Consider the following 16,446-nt stretch of genomic DNA (forward strand, 5'->3'; position numbering starts at 1 on the left):
TCAGCCCTGATTGAGCAGTTGACGCAAATCGATCACGGCGGCGTTGGCCCGGGAAATGTAGTTGGCCATGACCAGCGAGTGGTTGGCCAACACACCGAAGCCACTGCCATTGAGGATCATCGGGCTCCAGATCGGCTCCTGCGACGCCTCCAGCTCACGAATGATCTGACGCACGCTGACGGTCGCGTTCTTCTTCGCCAGCACGTCGGCGAAATCGACTTCGATCGCGCGCAGCAGGTGCGACAGCGCCCAGGCCTGGCCACGGGCTTCGTAGAACACGTTGTCGATCTGCATCCACGGAGTCTCGACGACCTCCTCGTCGACCTGCGGCACTTCACCCACCGCCGGCACTTCGGTTTTCAGCGCGGTGTTGAGCTTGACCCGGCCAACGCTGGCCGACAGGCGTTGCGACAGCGAACCGAGACGGGTGCCGACATCGCCCAGCCAGTTGTTCAGGTTGTCGGCGCGGGCGTAGAACAGCGCGTTTTTCTGGGTCGGATCGGACAGACGCGCCTGATAACGGCTCAGGGAATTGATGCCTTCCTGATATTCCGACTCGCTGGACGGCAGGACCCAGCTCTTGTTGTCGAAGTTGAAGCGCGGCTCGGCCTTGGCCAGGTCGGCGTCTTCAGCCGATTGCGACTGCGAACGGGCGAAGTCCTTGCGCAGGGCGCGGGTCAGGTCGCGTACCTGCACCAGCACGCCGTATTCCCAGCTCGGCATGTTGTCCATCCACAGGCCCGGCGGGAAACGGTCGTTGGAAATGTAGCCGCCCGGCTTGTCGAGCAAAGTACCGGCAACGGTTTTCAGGGTTTCGACGGTGGTGTAGCCGACCACCATCTGCTTGCCTTCCTTCTCGGCGGCAACCTGAGCGTTCTGCGCGACGGGAAACAGCGCCGGTTCCTGACTCCAATACCAGCCAAGGGCAATAGTCACCAACAGATAAATGGCAACCAGCGTGGCCAGCGCCCGGCTGAACAACAGCCCGCCGACATAGCTGCGGGCGGCCGACTTGGGCTCGGCGGCACGTTCAGGCGCGCTGCCCGCGCGGTTCTTCCAGTCCAGCATGGCGATATCCTTTCAATCTTGGGTTCAACGGTTCGACCACAACCATACAACAACGTGCCTCGACCCGGCACCCGTCAATATTGACAGGCGCTGTCTCGCCGACCGCCACAAGGTCCGGACAGACCAACCTAAGGGATTCCCCGATACCGGAACCATCGCCAATCCGCCCCCGATACCCGCAACGGGACAACACAAATACCCCGCCCCACCTTTCTCGGCCTGCGACAAATTCACCGGTGTGCAGATCGGCAAATGCCCGGTAGATGGGGACTTCCCCGACGATCAGGTTCAAATTGAAACCCACCAGTCAGAAACTGAATGATGTCGTACCGCAGATTATTGACGTACGACACTCATGTAAGGGAAAAGAGGTGCTAGCATAGAGCCACCAGTCGATCTCAGCATGCACCCTAACTAGTAGTCAGGATATGACCGAGCCAGAAGACCCCAGCCGTGAGCGCCTCAAGCACCACTTTGCCCAGCGGGTAATTCATCAGGCACGTCAAATTCTTGAGATATGGCAGCGCCTGCAACGCAGTGAGTGGTCCACTGCCGATCTCGCCGAACTGAGCGAGGCCAATTTGCGCCTGCTGCGTTTTGCCGAGCGTTTCGAACAGCCCGAACATACGCAGCTGGCCCGCCACATCAGCCAGTCGCTGGAAGCGGTGGACGCCAATCGCGGACGCCTGAGCAGCGGCCTGATCACCGATCTCAACCGCCTGATGCAGCGCTTGTCGCGCACCGGCCTGCGCCATGGCGATCAGCTTGATCAGACCTTCCTGCCGCCCCTGCGCAAACCGATCTACGTGATGCTGCAGGATCACGACCGCGCCGAGCGGCTGGCCAAGCAGCTGGAGTTTTTCGGTCTGAGCGCCCAGGCGCTGGACAGCGTGTCGGCGTTTCGCTCGTCGATGGTCGAGCGCCTGCCGGCCGCGATCGTCATGGACGTGGATTTCAGCGGCGCCGGCGTCGGCCTGAAACTCGCTGCCGAAGCCCAGCAAGGTCTGGAAGAACCACTGCCGCTGCTGTTCTTCAGCCTGCACGAAACCGACACCCCGACCCGCCTAGCGGCAGTGCGCGCCGGTGGCCAGGAATTCCTCACCGGCACCCTCGAAGCGTCGAGCCTGCTGGAGAAGATCGAAGTCCTGACCTGCGTCGCCCAGTACGAACCCTATAAAGTGCTGATCATCGACGACTCCCGCGCCCAGGCCCTGCACACCGAACGCCTGCTCAACAGCGCCGGGATCGTCACCCGCACCCTGATCGAACCGATTCAAGCGATGGCCGAGCTGGCGGACTTCCAGCCAGACCTGATCATCCTCGACATGTACATGCCAGCCTGCACCGGCACCGAGCTGGCCAAGGTCATCCGCCACAACGACCGCTACGTCAGCGTGCCGATCATTTACCTGTCGGCCGAAGACGACCTGGACAAGCAGCTCGACGCCATGAGCGAAGGTGGCGACGACTTCCTGACCAAACCGATCAAGCCGCGCCACCTGATCACCACCGTGCGCAACCGCGCCGCCCGCGCGCGCAACCTGAAAGCACGGATGGTCCGCGACAGCCTCACCGGCCTGTACAACCACACGCACATTCTGCAATTGCTCGAAGACTGCTCGTTCCGCGCCCGCCGTGAAAACAAGCCGTTGAGCTTTGCCATGCTCGACATCGACCACTTCAAACGGGTCAATGATAGCCACGGCCACCCCATGGGCGACCGGGTCATCAAGAGCCTGGCGCTGTTCCTCAAGCAGCGTCTGCGCAAGACCGACTTCATCGGCCGTTACGGCGGTGAAGAATTCGCCATCGTCATGCCGGACACCGATATAGAAGCGGCGCACAAAGTGCTCGACGAAATCCGCCAGCGCTTTGCCGAGATCCACTACCCGGCCCAGCCGCAGGATCTGTGGTGCACCTTCAGCGCCGGCGTGGTGGAGATGCACGACGACTCCGACAGCCTGATGATGGCCAGCCAGGCCGACGAGGCGCTGTATCGCGCCAAGGGCGAAGGACGCAATCGGGTGCAGACCGCTCGCGACTCAAAGCAAAGTGCCACTTTTTCATCGGATTCGACCCAATCGGTCATAACCGTGTAACAGAACCGCAATAAATTCAGGCGCTTACCATTCTGCCGTTGGTAGCCGTCATGCGCCTGAAGTTGCTCACCAATCTCAATACTCTGTTGCTGGTCGCCGTCTGCGTGGCCCTCGGCGCCACGCTGTGGTGGTCGCAAAAAGCCCTGGAGCGCCCGTATCTGTTGATGGAGCGTTACCTGGGGCTGTCGCAGCAATTTCAGAATGTCGTGGCACGCAACGTCGAGGATTACCTCGCCAGCGGCGACGCCCTGCGCCTGAGCAGCGCCAGTCAGGCCATCGATGATTTGCAGAAAGAACTCGGTGAGCTGCCGCCCGCGCTGGCCGACACCTTGCGCCCGAGCCTCGCCGACCTCGATGGGTTCAGCAAGACCGACCTGCTGGCCGCCGGCAAACTGGCCGGCGATCCGCAGGCCCTGCTGCTGCAGGCCGAGCGCGAATTGAGCGCCAGTCTCGATCAACTCAGCACCTACGCCGGCGGCAATGCGACTTACCTGACGCCCCTGCTGATTGCCTCTCAACATCTGGGCAAACTGTCGCTGGCCCGAGACAAACTGGTCAGCAGCGGACGCAGTGAACTGGCCGCCGATGTCGAGCGCGAAGTCAGCAACATCCGCGCCCAGGCCCAGACAATCGATGCCCTGCCCTTGCTCGGCGTGGTCGCCAGCAGTGAGTCCGGCAGCGACGACTTCGCCGCGATGATGGGCATCGAAAGCACAGCAAAAGCCGCCGCCGAAGATGCCGGGGTCGGCCTCAAACGCGAACTCAACAGTTTGCTCGGTCGATACCCGGCGGAACTGGCGCGCACCCGCGAGCAGATCCAGAAACGCACCGATCTGAGCACCGCGACTCACCAGAAAATCGCCGCCGTGCAACAAGCCATCGCCGGTCTCGAACCCGTGGTGCGCGCCCAGCACGGGCAGATCCAGGGCGAAGTGCGGCTGATGCAAGGCGTGATGATCGGCCTGATTCTGCTGATCGCGCTGCTGATCGACACCCTGCAGCGACGCCTGGCCCGCACCCTGACCAACCTCGCGCCGGCGCTGTCGACCTGGGCCGAAGGCGATTTCAGCCGCGACATTCATCTGGGCAAGACCAACCGCGAACTGCACGACATCGAAGCCTCGCTCAATCGCCTGCGCGCCTATCTGGTGGATCTCGTCGGGACGATTCGCGGCAATGCCGAGCAAGTGGCCGGCAGCAGCCGCACCCTCGCCGAGCTGAGCAATGACTTGCACAGCGGCGCCGAACATCAGGCCGGCGATACCGCGCTGATCCGTGATTCCCTCGGCGAACTGGAAGCGACCATCCAGCAAGTGGCCGGCGATGCACGGCAGGCCGCCGACGCCAGCCGCCATGCCGGGCTGGCCGTCGAACACGGGCAACAAGTGATCGGCCAGAGCCTCACCGGTCTGCACGCACTGGTCGGCGAAGTGCAAGGCAATGCGCAGATGATCGAACACCTGGCCGAAGAGTCGGCAACCATCGGCGGCGTGCTGACGGTGATCCGCTCGATTGCCGACCAGACCAACCTGCTGGCGCTCAACGCGGCGATCGAAGCCGCCCGCGCCGGGGAAATGGGCCGCGGGTTTGCCGTGGTGGCCGAGGAAGTGCGCTCGCTGGCACAACGCACAGCCGGCGCCACCGCCGAAATCCAGACCCTGATCGCCGGCCTGCAAACCGCCGCCCGGCAATCGGTCGAGGGCATGCGCGCGCAGGTCGAACATGCCGAGGCCACGGCCAATCAGGCGCAATCGGCGGACGGGGCACTGGACAAGATTGTCGGCGCGATCCAGACCATCTCCGACACCGCGATCCGCATCGCCGACATCACCGCGCAACAGAGCGGTGCGGTCAGCGAGATCCGCGATCACAGCGAACGGATTCACCAATTGGGCGGGGACAATCTGCTGCGCATCGGCCAGGGCCGCGAGCAAGGCGAGAACCTGCTGTTGCTGGGCGGTCAGCTGCACACTGCCGTGCAGGCGTTCCGCGTGTGACACACAGCGCAGGGCCAAGTCCGCTATCATTCCCGCACCTTTGATTCGCGAGATTGTCATGCGCCGTCTGCTCTGCCTGCTGTTTTTCATCTTCGCCCTGCCGGCCGGCGCCGCCGGTCTGTTCGACAGCAAACCCAGCGCCACACTGGGCTCGGTCAACAACAGTGCCGATTTCCTGCCGGTGCGCGAAGCCTTTCAACTGAGCCTGGTCGAGAGCACGCCGCAATCGGTCAAACTGCGCTTCGTCGCCACCGAAGGCTATTACCTCTACCGCCACCGTTTCCAGTTTCGCGCCGAGCCGGCCGAGGTAAAACTTGGCGCCGCACAACTGCCCCAAGGCGAACAGAAGCACGACGAGTATTTCGGCGACGTCGAGGTCTACCACGGCATTCTCGATGTAGAACTGCCGCGCAATGATTCCCGGTCGTTCACGCTGGCCGTCACCTATCAGGGTTGTGCCGACAAGGGTTTGTGCTATCCACCGGAAACCGAACGCCTGAGCATCGAGGGCAACGCGGCGGCAAATGACGCGTCCGCTCCGGTGGCGGGTTGGGACTGGCGTGATCTGGCGCTGTTTTTCCTGGCGGGCCTGGGCCTGACCTTCACGCCTTGTGTATTGCCGATGCTGCCGATCCTGTCCGGTGTGGTGTTGCGTGGGCAGGTCGGCGGTTTGCGTGGCTTCAATCTGTCGCTGGCTTATGTGCTGCCGATGGCCGCGTGTTTCGCGCTGCTCGGCGCATTGATGGGGCTGTTCGGCGCGCAACTGAATCTGCAGGCACGGCTGCAATCGGCTTGGGTACTGGTGCCGTTCGCGATGTTCTTTGCGGTGTTCGCACTGGCGATGTTCGGCGTGTTCGAGCTGAAACTGCCGCACTTCATCAGCAGCCGACTCGACCGGATTGCCGGGCGCACCGAAGGCGGCTCGCTGTGGGGCGCGGCAGTGTTGGGCGTGGTGTCGAGTCTGCTGGTCTCGCCGTGCGTTTCCGCACCGCTGGCCGGCGCACTGCTTTATATAAGCGCCAGCGGCGATGCGCTGGGCGGTGGCCTGAAGCTGTTCATGCTCGGCCTGGGCATGGGCGCGCCGCTGTTGCTGGTGGCCACCGGCGGCGCGGCGTGGCTGCCGAAAAGCGGGCCGTGGATGATGTACGTGAAGAACGGCATCGGCGTATTGCTGCTCGGTCTGGCGATCGGCCTGCTCAGCCGGGTACTGCCGGGGCAGATCACGTTGCTGCTGATCGGCTTGTTGGCCGGCGGTGTCGGCCTGTTCCTCGGCGCTCTGGAATTCGTCTACAAACCGCCGCGCAAACGCCTCGGCCAGTTGCTCGGCATGTTCCTGCTGTTTTACGCGCTGGCCTGCTGGTACGGCGCGTTCAGCGGGCAGACCGACCCGTTGAACCCGATAGCCCCGACACGCCTTGCCGACAGTGGCTCGACCGCGCAGAACAGCGGTTCGTGGCAGACCGTCAGCACCCCGGCGGAACTGGATCGGGTGCTGCTCGAGGCGAAAACCGCCGGCACCCCACTGCTGCTCGACTGGTATGCCGACTGGTGCATCAGCTGCAAAGTCATCGAACACGAAGTGCTCAATGACGCCACGGTCGTCGATCGGCTCAAGGGTTACCGGCTGATCCGCTTCGACATCACCGCCAGCAATGCCGAACAGCGCACCCTGCTCGACCGCTACAGCCTGTTCGGCCCACCGGCGCTGATGTTCTTCGGCAAGGACGGGGTGGAACGTCGCGATGTTCGGGTGATCGGCGAGATCAACGCCGGCGACTTCGCCGAACGCGTTGCCAAAGCGAATGACCGGATTTAATCAGTCAGTCACATATTTTGCGCAAACATCGGACATCGTGCTGGCTATTGCAGAGAACTGGACAGTCACAAAGTCTTTGCGGCATAGTCGCCGGGTTCTGACGAAGGCTCACCCATAACAAGGAACACGCAGATGGCAACGCTACTGGTGCTGCACGGCCCCAACCTGAACCTGCTCGGCACCCGGGAACCCGGGACCTACGGGTCGACCACCCTGGCGCAGATCAATCAGGATCTGGAACGCCGCGCCCGTGAAGCCGGCCATCATCTGCTGTATCTGCAAAGCAATGCCGAGTACGAATTGATCGATCGCATCCACGCCGCACGCGGCGAGGGCGTGGACTTCATTCTGATCAACCCGGCAGCATTTACACACACAAGTGTCGCATTACGTGACGCGCTGCTGGGAGTGAGCATCCCATTCATCGAAGTGCATTTGTCCAACGTGCACAAACGCGAACCTTTCCGCCATCACTCTTACTTCTCCGATGTAGCGGTAGGAGTGATCTGCGGCCTTGGCGCCAGCGGTTACCGACTGGCCCTGGAGGCTGCACTAGAGCAGCTTGAACACCAAGCTAAACGCCCCTGACCGACCCTTGGGAGTTGATGATTCATGGATATCCGTAAAGTTAAGAAACTGATCGAATTGCTGGAAGAGTCCGGCATCGACGAGCTCGAGATCAAGGAAGGCGAAGAGTCCGTACGCATCAGCCGTCACAGCAAGACCCCGGCGCAGCAGTACTACGCTCCGGCTCCGATGCAGGCTCCGGCCGCTGCACCTGCCGCCGCTGCCGCTCCGGTTGCTGCTGCAGCTGCTCCGGCTGCCGCTGCTGCTCCAGCGCTGAACGGCACCGTTGCCCGTTCGCCGATGGTCGGCACCTTCTATCGCAAATCTTCGCCCACCTCGCCGTCCTTCGTTGAAGTCGGCCAGACCGTGAAGAAAGGCGACACCCTGTGCATCGTCGAAGCCATGAAGATGATGAACCACATCGAAGCTGAAACCAGCGGTGTGATCGAGTCCATCCTCGTCGAAGACGGCCAGCCGGTTGAGTACGACCAACCGCTGTTCACCATCGTTTGAACTGCGGAGAGCCTTTGATGACTGCGAAGTTGGAAAAAGTTCTGATCGCTAACCGCGGTGAGATCGCCCTGCGGATTCTGCGTGCCTGCAAAGAGATGGGCATCAAGACCGTCGCCGTTTACTCCAAGGCCGACAAAGAGCTGATGCACCTGGGTCTGGCAGACGAATCCGTCTGCATCGGCCCGGCGTCCGCCGCTCAGTCCTACCTGCACATCCCGGCTATCATCGCTGCCGCCGAAGTGACTGGCGCTACCGCCATTCACCCGGGCTACGGCTTCCTCGCGGAAAACGCTGATTTCGCCGAGCAGGTCGAGAACTCCGGCTTCGCTTTCATCGGCCCGAAAGCCGAAACCATTCGCCTGATGGGCGACAAGGTATCGGCCAAGCACGCGATGATCGAAGCGGGCGTGCCAACCGTTCCAGGTTCCGACGGCCCGCTGCCGGAAGACGAGGAAACGGCACTGCGCATCGGTCGTGAAGTCGGCTATCCGGTGATCATCAAGGCCGCCGGCGGCGGTGGTGGTCGCGGCATGCGCGTGGTGCACAAGGAAGAAGACCTGATCGCCTCGGCGAAACTGACCCGCTCCGAAGCTGGCGCGGCGTTCGGCAACCCGATGGTCTATCTGGAAAAATTCCTGACCAACCCGCGTCACGTCGAAGTGCAGGTTCTGTCCGACGGCCAGGGCAACGCCATCCATCTGGGCGACCGCGATTGCTCGCTGCAACGCCGTCACCAGAAAGTTCTCGAAGAAGCACCGGCACCGGGCATCGATGAGAACGCGCGCAAGGAAGTCCTGGCCCGCTGCGTCAAGGCGTGCATCGACATCGGCTACCGTGGCGCCGGCACCTTCGAGTTCCTGTACGAGAACGGTCGTTTCTACTTCATCGAAATGAACACCCGTGTTCAGGTGGAGCACCCGGTTTCGGAAATGGTCACCGGTATCGACATCGTCAAGGAGATGCTCAGCATCGCCGCTGGCAACAAGCTGTCGTATACCCAGGATGATGTGGTGATCCGCGGTCACTCGCTGGAATGCCGGATCAACGCCGAAGACCCGAAAACCTTCATGCCGAGCCCGGGCACGGTCAAGCATTTCCACGCACCAGGCGGCAACGGCGTTCGCGTCGATTCGCACCTGTACAGCGGTTATGCCGTTCCGCCGAACTACGACTCGCTGATCGGCAAGCTGATCACTTACGGCGCGACCCGCGACGAAGCCATGGCCCGCATGCGCAATGCCCTGGACGAAATCGTGGTCGACGGGATCAAGACCAACATCCCGCTGCACCGTGATCTGACCCGCGACGAAGGCTTCTGCAAAGGGGGCGTGAACATTCACTACCTCGAGCACAAGCTGGCTGGCGAGAAGCACTAAGCTTCAGCCCGCACCTGACAAGGCCGCCTTCGGGCGGCTTTGTTGTTTCCGAAGGTTTCATCTGCTCACACATTCCCCGCTCCCACAAAACCGTCGCGCTCGCGTAAACTTGCGCGCTTGTCGCAGGCCGCTAGGCTGCAATCAATCTTTTTCACAGGTGCCCGCCATGCCTTGGCTGCAAGTCCGTCTCGCCATCAGCCCAGAACAAGCCGAAACCTACGAAGACGCTTTTCTTGAAGTGGGCGCCGTTTCGGTGACCTTCATGGACGCCGAAGATCAGCCGATCTTCGAACCGGAACTCAATACCACCCCGCTGTGGGCGCACACCCACCTGCTGGCCCTGTTCGAGGGCGGCACCGAAGCCGCCCCGGTACTGGCCCATCTGGAACTGCTGACCGGCAGCCCGCTGCCCGAGCACCACAGCGAAGTCATCGAAGACCAGGACTGGGAACGCAGCTGGATGGATGGTTTCCAGCCGATGCGTTTCGGCCAGCGTCTGTGGATCGTGCCGAGCTGGCACGCCGCCCCGGAGCCGGACGCGGTCAACCTGCTGCTGGACCCGGGCCTGGCGTTCGGCACCGGCACCCACCCGACCACCGCCCTGTGCCTGGAATGGCTGGACGGCCAGGACCTGAAAGACTGCAACGTGCTGGACTTTGGCTGCGGCTCGGGGATTCTGGCGATTGCCGCCCTGCTGCTCGGCGCGAAAGAAGCCGTGGGCACCGACATCGATGTGCAGGCGCTGGAAGCGTCCCGCGACAACGCCGGGCGCAACAATATCGCTGACGAACTGTTCCCGCTGTACCTGCCGGAAGAACTGCCGCAGGTCAAAGCCGACGTACTGGTCGCCAACATTCTGGCCGGCCCGCTGGTTTCCCTGGCGCCGCAACTGTCCGGCCTGGTCAAGTCCGGCGGGCGTCTGGCACTGTCCGGGATCCTCGCCGAACAAGGTGACGAAGTCGCCGCTGCCTACGCGCAGGACTTCGATCTCGACCCGATCGCCAATCGTGATGGCTGGGTGCGCATCACCGGCCGTCGGCGCTAGAATGACCGCCTGCTCAATCCGGATCGCCGCATGACCGACAGCTTCGTCACCCAGTGCCCGCATTGCCAAACCAGTTTCCGCGTCAGCCACGCTCAGTTGAGCGTGGCCCGCGGAGTGGTTCGTTGCGGCTCCTGTCTGCAAGTGTTCAATGCCGCCAAGCAATTGCTGGAGCAACACGCTGGCAAGGAAGCTGTCACGCCGGTGGCGCCGTTAATCAGCGAGCCACCGCCGATCAGCGAGCCTGCGCCTGCCGAGCCACCGGCCATCGTCGAAACGCCCGAGCCGCGCGCCGTCAGCCAGAAGCAATGGAGCGCCACCGAGCTGGATCTGGACAGTCTGGATCTGGACGAAGAACTGGCCCGCCTCGAACAACGGGAAATCCAGCCGACCACCGAGTTCGGCCGCCCGCGCGAAGACGCCCTGAGCGCTCGCCGTGACAGCCACGAACCGGAAGACACGAAATGGCCGGACAGCCTGTTCAGCGAGCCGGCGGATGAACGCGCACCCGAAGTCGAAGAAGAACCCGAAGCCATCGAGCCCGAGCCGATTCGATCAGAGCGCACCGAACCCTCGCTGTCGCTGGAACCGGTGGATCTCGACGACGAACCGCCGATCCCGCAACTGCGCCTGCACGATCCGATCGACCCGAATGCCCGTCGCGAACGCCTGTCGGCCAGCGACGACGTCGACGACGAACTGCCACTGATCGAACCTGCACGCAAAAAACGCGAACGCGTCGAATCCAGCGTTCGCGCCGAAGCCTTGCAGGACCTGACCGACGACCCGCTGCAACTGGACTGGCAGAAACGCCGCTCGCCCTGGGGCCGTCGTCTGCTCTGGCTGTTGCTGATCGTACTCGCCGCTGCCGGTCTGGGTGGACAATACATCGCCTATCACTTCGATGAACTGGCCCGCCAGGATCAATACCGGCCATGGTTCCAGCAACTGTGTCCGCAAGTCGGCTGCACGGTGCCGTCCAAGGTGGATATCGCCAAGATCAAGAGCAGCAACCTGGTGGTGCGCAGCCACCCGGAATTCAGCGGTGCGCTGGTGGTGGACGCAATCATCTATAACCGCGCGCCGTTCTCGCAGCCGTTTCCGCTGCTGGAGCTGCGCTTCGCCGACCTCAACGGTCACCTGATCGCCAGTCGTCGCTTCAAGCCCGGCGAATACCTCAACGGCGACCTCGAAGGCATGGCGGAAATGCCGCCGCAGACGCCGATCCACATCGCCCTGGACATCCTCGATCCAGGCCCGAAAGCCGTGAACTACAGCCTGAGTTTCCACTCGCCCGAGTGAAACGCTGCGCCGCTCCCGGATTGACGGCAGTTTTCTGACTGCGCAGCGCACGACCAAACCGGCGGTAATAACAGAATAACTGTTCAGATTTTGTTCAATTCAGCCTTTATCCAGTCATCGAGAGCGGGTATCATGCCAACCCTTTTTCGAACTCTCATGATCCGGCCCCACTTCAGGGAAGTCCTATGTCGGCGGTACGCATCGGCCCATATACATTGCAGAACGGCTTGATCCTCGCCCCGATGGCGGGTGTCACCGACCAGCCCTTTCGTCAGTTGTGCAAGCGTCTGGGCGCAGGGCTTGTAGTCTCGGAAATGGTCACCAGTGACATGAGCCTGTGGAACACCCGCAAGTCGCGCATGCGCATGATCCACGAAGGCGATCCCGAGCCGCGCTCGGTGCAGATCGCCGGTGGCGATGCGCAGATGCTGGCGGATGCGGCCCGGGCGAACGTCGAACTGGGCGCACAGATTATTGATATCAACATGGGTTGCCCGGCGAAGAAGGTCTGCAACAAGGCCGCCGGCTCCGCGTTGTTGAAGGATGAGGCACTGGTTACCGAGATCCTGAACGCCGTTGTGGCGGCGGTTGATGTGCCGGTGACCCTGAAGATCCGCACCGGATGGGATCGCGACAACAAGAACGGCCTGACCGTGGCGAAGATCGCCGAGCAGGCCGGGATCACGGCGCTGGCGGTGCATGGCCGCACCCGCGCCGACCTGTACACCGGTGAAGCCGAGTACGACACCATCGCCGCGATCAAGCAGGCGGTGTCGATTCCGGTCTTTGCCAACGGCGACATCGTATCGCCGGAAAAGGCCCGCTACGTGCTCGACGCGACCGGTGCCGATGGCCTGTTGATCGGCCGGGCTGCCCAGGGGCGGCCATGGATTTTTCGCGAGATCGAACACTTCCTGCGTACCGGCGAAAAACTGCCGGCGCCGGAGCTGATCGAGGTGGAACGCATTCTGCTTGAGCATCTGGCCGCCCTTCACGCCTTCTATGGGGACGTGATGGGTGTGCGAATTGCCCGCAAGCATGTGGGCTGGTATCTCGCAACCTTGCCGGGCGCCAGGGAATTTCGCGCCCACTTCAATCGTTTGGATGGTACGGAAACACAATGCGCCAACGTTCGGGAGTTCTTCGCCGAACGTTACAAGAGCCTGACAGGGGACGGAGAAGGGGTGGCCGCATGACGATGATGACCGAGACTTTAGTGAGTGGAACAACACCCGTGAGCGACAACGTGAATTTGAAACAGCACCTCAATACCCCGAGCGAAGAAGGCCAGACCCTTCGCGGGAGTGTCGAGAAGGCGCTGCACAATTATTTCGCCCACCTTGAGGGCGCGTCCGTCACGGACGTGTACAACCTGGTGCTCTCCGAAGTCGAGGCTCCCCTGCTCGAAAGCGTGATGAACTACGTCAAGGGCAACCAGACCAAGGCCAGCGAGCTGCTCGGACTGAACCGCGGCACGCTGCGCAAGAAACTCAAGCAGTACGATCTGCTGTAAGCATTCAATCAAACCAGAAAGGCGCCCGCGTAAAACCGGTCGCCTTTTTTGCTGACTTCCCTTGCTTTTGATGGAAATTGAGATGACCGACCAGACTACCCGCCTGCCGATCCGCCGCGCCTTGATCAGTGTTTCCGACAAGACCGGGATCCTCGAATTCGCCAGGGAGCTGGAAGCCCTGGGCGTGGAAATCCTTTCCACCGGCGGGACCTTCAAACTGCTGCAGGACAACGGCGTGGCCGCAGTGGAAGTCGCGGATTACACCGGTTTCGCAGAGATGATGGACGGTCGGGTGAAAACCCTGCACCCGAAAATCCACGGCGGGATCCTCGGTCGTCGCGGTATCGACGACGCCATCATGAACGAGCACGGCATCAAGCCGATCGATCTGGTAGCCGTCAACCTGTACCCGTTCGAAGCCACCATCAGCAAGCCAGGCTGCGACCTGCCGACCGCCATCGAGAACATCGACATCGGCGGTCCGACCATGGTCCGTTCGGCGGCGAAAAACCACAAAGACGTGGCCATCGTGGTGAATGCCAGCGATTACGCCGACGTCCTGGAAAACCTCAAGGCCGGTGGCCTGACCTACGCTCAGCGTTTCGACCTGATGCTCAAGGCGTTCGAACACACCGCCGCCTACGACGGCATGATCGCCAACTACATGGGCACCGTGAACCAGGCCGCCGAAACCCTGAGCACCGAAGGTCGCAGCGAATTCCCGCGCACCTTCAACAGCCAGTTCATCAAGGCCCAGGAAATGCGCTACGGCGAGAACCCGCACCAGAGCGCGGCGTTCTACGTTGAGGCCAAGCCTGCCGAAGTCGGCATCGCCACCGCCACCCAGTTGCAAGGCAAGGAACTGTCGTACAACAACGTGGCCGACACCGACGCCGCGCTGGAATGCGTGAAGAGCTTCGTCAAACCGGCCTGCGTGATCGTCAAGCACGCCAACCCGTGCGGCGTGGCCGTGAGCCCGGACGCCGAAGGTGGCATCCGTCAGGCCTACGAACTGGCCTACGCCACCGACACCGAATCCGCGTTCGGCGGCATCATCGCCTTCAACCGTGAACTGGATGCCGAGACCGCCAAGGCGATCGTCGAGCGTCAGTTCGTTGAAGTGATCATCGCCCCAAGTGTCAGCGAAGAAGCCCGCGCCATTGTCGCCGCCAAGGCCAACGTGCGCCTGCTGGCCTGCGGCGAGTGGTCGGCGGATCGCGTTCCGGCCTGGGACTACAAGCGCGTCAACGGCGGTCTGCTGGTACAGAGCCGCGACATCGGCATGATCGGTGCCGACGACCTGAAAGTGGTGACCAAGCGCGCACCGACCGAGCAGGAAGTCCACGACCTGATCTTCGCCTGGAAAGTGGCCAAGTTCGTCAAATCCAACGCCATCGTCTACGCCAAGAACCGCCAGACCATCGGTGTCGGCGCCGGCCAGATGAGCCGCGTGAACTCGGCGCGTATCGCCGCGATCAAGGCTGAGCACGCCGGTCTGCAAGTGGCCGGTTCGGTGATGGCATCCGATGCGTTCTTCCCGTTCCGCGACGGCCTGGACAATGCGGCCAAGGTCGGTATCACGGCGGTGATCCAGCCAGGCGGCTCGATGCGTGATGCTGAAGTGATTGCTGCTGCTGATGAAGCCGGCATCGCGATGGTCTTCACCGGCATGCGCCATTTCCGTCACTGATAAACCGATTCCCTGTGGGAGCGGGCTTGCCCGCGATGCAGACACCTTGGTTCTTCAGATAGACCGCAGTGATGCCATCGCTGGCAAGCCAGCTCCCACAGAAAAGCGCCCCAACGGCGCTCAACAGAATTAGCGTCATCCGAGGTTTTTGAAATGAATGTTTTGATCATTGGCAGCGGTGGCCGCGAACACGCCCTGGCCTGGAAAGTGGCTCAGGATCCGCGTGTGCAGAAAGTTTTCGTCGCACCGGGCAACGCCGGCACCGCGATTGAAGCCAAGTGCGAAAACGTCGCCATCGACGTGCTGGCCCTCGAGCAGCTCGCTGACTTCGCCGAGAAAAACGTTTCCCTGACCATCGTCGGTCCGGAAGTGCCATTGGTGGCCGGCGTCGTCGACCTGTTCCGCTCCCGTGGCCTGGACTGCTTCGGTCCGACCGCTGGCGCCGCGCAGCTGGAAGGCTCGAAAGCCTTCACCAAGGATTTCCTGGCACGCCACAAGATCCCGACCGCCGACTACCAGAACTTCACCGAGATCGAGCCGGCCCTGGCTTATCTGCGTGAAAAAGGCGCACCGATCGTGATCAAGGCCGACGGCCTGGCCGCCGGTAAAGGCGTGATTGTTGCCATGACCCTGGCCGAAGCCGAAGACGCCGTGCGCGACATGCTCGCCGGCAATGCCTTTGGCGACGCTGGTTCGCGCGTTGTCATCGAAGAATTCCTCGACGGCGAAGAAGCCAGCTTCATCGTCATGGTCGACGGCAAGAACGTCCTGCCGATGGCCACCAGCCAGGACCACAAACGCGTCGGCGACGGCGACAGCGGCCCGAACACCGGCGGCATGGGTGCTTACTCCCCCGCACCGGTGGTCACCGCCGACGTGCACCAGCGTGTGATGGACCAGGTGATCTGGCCGACCGTGCGCGGCATGGCCGACGAAGGCAATGTCTACACCGGTTTCCTGTACGCCGGTCTGATGATCGACAAGGCCGGCAATCCGAAGGTCATCGAGTTCAACTGCCGCTTCGGCGACCCGGAAACCCAACCGGTGATGCTGCGTCTGCAATCAAGCCTGGTACTGCTGGTCGAAGCCGCGCTGGCTCAGGCGCTGGACAAGGTTGAAGCGCAGTGGGATCCACGCCCGAGCGTCGGCATCGTGCTGGCCGCCGGCGGTTATCCGGGCGACTATGCCAAGGGCGCGCCGATCAACGGTCTGGACGCAGCCGCCGCACTGGAAGGCAAGGTCTTCCACGCCGGTACTGCGCTCAAGGACGGCAACGTCGTGACGGCCGGTGGTCGGGTGCTTTGCGCCACCGCCATGGGCGCCAGCGTCGGCGCCGCCCAGGAGCAGGCCTACAAACTGGCCAAGGCCATCGACTGGGAAGGCTGCTTCTACCGCACCGACATTGGCTACCGCGCCATTGCCCGTGAACGCGGTGAGTCTCAGTAATAAGCTACGCTGTGTTT

The 16,446-nt window shown here is 62.3% G+C and carries 13 protein-coding genes; 12 read left to right on the top strand and 1 reads right to left on the bottom strand.

Annotation, left to right across the window (positions count from 1 at the left end; all coding sequences use genetic code 11):
* On the bottom strand, positions 1-1,068 hold the full coding sequence (locus QRN46_RS21110) for a DUF2333 family protein (RefSeq protein WP_011332269.1): 1,068 nt from the start codon (positions 1,066-1,068) through the stop codon (positions 1-3).
* Positions 1,069-1,496: 428 nt separating this feature from the next.
* Between QRN46_RS21110 and gcbA the strand changes: the two genes are divergently transcribed.
* From gcbA to purD, 12 genes are all read left to right on the top strand, one after another.
* Positions 1,497-3,167, top strand: coding sequence for a diguanylate cyclase GcbA (gene gcbA / locus QRN46_RS21115; protein ID WP_011332268.1), 1,671 nt, complete (start codon positions 1,497-1,499; stop codon positions 3,165-3,167).
* Positions 3,168-4,120: 953 nt separating this feature from the next.
* Positions 4,121-5,164, top strand: coding sequence for a methyl-accepting chemotaxis protein (locus QRN46_RS29155; RefSeq protein WP_371857702.1), 1,044 nt, complete (start codon positions 4,121-4,123; stop codon positions 5,162-5,164).
* Between the two features lie 58 nt (positions 5,165-5,222).
* Entirely contained in the window at positions 5,223-6,980 is a 1,758-nt protein-coding gene (locus QRN46_RS21125; RefSeq protein WP_201817306.1) for a protein-disulfide reductase DsbD, read from the top strand.
* Positions 6,981-7,112: 132 nt separating this feature from the next.
* Positions 7,113-7,568 carry a type II 3-dehydroquinate dehydratase gene (gene aroQ / locus QRN46_RS21130; RefSeq protein WP_011332265.1) on the top strand — a complete coding sequence of 152 codons (456 nt, stop codon included), beginning with the start codon at positions 7,113-7,115 and terminating at the stop codon, positions 7,566-7,568.
* A 24-nt stretch (positions 7,569-7,592) separates the two neighbouring features.
* Positions 7,593-8,060, top strand: a complete 468-nt coding sequence (accB, locus tag QRN46_RS21135; protein ID WP_007951023.1) for an acetyl-CoA carboxylase biotin carboxyl carrier protein — start codon at positions 7,593-7,595, stop codon at positions 8,058-8,060.
* A 17-nt stretch (positions 8,061-8,077) separates the two neighbouring features.
* Positions 8,078-9,436 (top strand): acetyl-CoA carboxylase biotin carboxylase subunit, encoded by a 1,359-nt coding sequence (gene accC, locus QRN46_RS21140; RefSeq protein ID WP_064593229.1) that lies wholly within the window; start codon positions 8,078-8,080, stop codon positions 9,434-9,436.
* Between the two features lie 166 nt (positions 9,437-9,602).
* On the top strand, positions 9,603-10,481 hold the full coding sequence (prmA, locus tag QRN46_RS21145; RefSeq protein WP_201817304.1) for a 50S ribosomal protein L11 methyltransferase: 879 nt from the start codon (positions 9,603-9,605) through the stop codon (positions 10,479-10,481).
* 30 nt (positions 10,482-10,511) lie between these two features.
* On the top strand, positions 10,512-11,780 hold the full coding sequence (locus QRN46_RS21150) for a DUF3426 domain-containing protein (RefSeq protein WP_011332262.1): 1,269 nt from the start codon (positions 10,512-10,514) through the stop codon (positions 11,778-11,780).
* Between the two features lie 185 nt (positions 11,781-11,965).
* Complete coding sequence (dusB, locus tag QRN46_RS21155) at positions 11,966-12,976, top strand: tRNA dihydrouridine synthase DusB (protein ID WP_011332261.1); 1,011 nt, start codon at positions 11,966-11,968, stop codon at positions 12,974-12,976.
* Positions 12,973-13,293, top strand: a complete 321-nt coding sequence (gene fis, locus QRN46_RS21160; RefSeq protein WP_002555375.1) for a DNA-binding transcriptional regulator Fis — start codon at positions 12,973-12,975, stop codon at positions 13,291-13,293. The genes dusB and fis overlap by 4 nt, the downstream gene beginning before the upstream one ends.
* 82 nt (positions 13,294-13,375) lie before the next feature.
* On the top strand, positions 13,376-14,983 hold the full coding sequence (gene purH, locus QRN46_RS21165) for a bifunctional phosphoribosylaminoimidazolecarboxamide formyltransferase/IMP cyclohydrolase (RefSeq protein ID WP_041475129.1): 1,608 nt from the start codon (positions 13,376-13,378) through the stop codon (positions 14,981-14,983).
* A gap of 153 nt (positions 14,984-15,136) precedes the next feature.
* Entirely contained in the window at positions 15,137-16,429 is a 1,293-nt protein-coding gene (gene purD / locus QRN46_RS21170; RefSeq protein ID WP_064379203.1) for a phosphoribosylamine--glycine ligase, read from the top strand.
* Positions 16,430-16,446: the final 17 nt, after the last annotated feature.

The organism is Pseudomonas sp. lyk4-R2A-10 (assembly GCF_030209075.1).
Classification (GTDB): domain Bacteria; phylum Pseudomonadota; class Gammaproteobacteria; order Pseudomonadales; family Pseudomonadaceae; genus Aquipseudomonas; species Aquipseudomonas glycinae.

Bases quoted from the DNA above. Each gene is read 5' to 3' on its own strand.
- QRN46_RS21110 (WP_011332269.1), bottom strand. From the start codon at position 1,068: ATGCTGGACTGGAAGAACCGCGCGGGCAGCGCGCCTGAACGTGCCGCC.
- gcbA (WP_011332268.1), top strand. From the start codon at position 1,497: ATGACCGAGCCAGAAGACCCCAGCCGTGAGCGCCTCAAGCACCACTTT.
- QRN46_RS29155 (WP_371857702.1), top strand. From the start codon at position 4,121: ATGATCGGCCTGATTCTGCTGATCGCGCTGCTGATCGACACCCTGCAG.
- QRN46_RS21125 (WP_201817306.1), top strand. From the start codon at position 5,223: ATGCGCCGTCTGCTCTGCCTGCTGTTTTTCATCTTCGCCCTGCCGGCC.
- aroQ (WP_011332265.1), top strand. From the start codon at position 7,113: ATGGCAACGCTACTGGTGCTGCACGGCCCCAACCTGAACCTGCTCGGC.
- accB (WP_007951023.1), top strand. From the start codon at position 7,593: ATGGATATCCGTAAAGTTAAGAAACTGATCGAATTGCTGGAAGAGTCC.
- accC (WP_064593229.1), top strand. From the start codon at position 8,078: ATGACTGCGAAGTTGGAAAAAGTTCTGATCGCTAACCGCGGTGAGATC.
- prmA (WP_201817304.1), top strand. From the start codon at position 9,603: ATGCCTTGGCTGCAAGTCCGTCTCGCCATCAGCCCAGAACAAGCCGAA.
- QRN46_RS21150 (WP_011332262.1), top strand. From the start codon at position 10,512: ATGACCGACAGCTTCGTCACCCAGTGCCCGCATTGCCAAACCAGTTTC.
- dusB (WP_011332261.1), top strand. From the start codon at position 11,966: ATGTCGGCGGTACGCATCGGCCCATATACATTGCAGAACGGCTTGATC.
- fis (WP_002555375.1), top strand. From the start codon at position 12,973: ATGACGATGATGACCGAGACTTTAGTGAGTGGAACAACACCCGTGAGC.
- purH (WP_041475129.1), top strand. From the start codon at position 13,376: ATGACCGACCAGACTACCCGCCTGCCGATCCGCCGCGCCTTGATCAGT.
- purD (WP_064379203.1), top strand. From the start codon at position 15,137: ATGAATGTTTTGATCATTGGCAGCGGTGGCCGCGAACACGCCCTGGCC.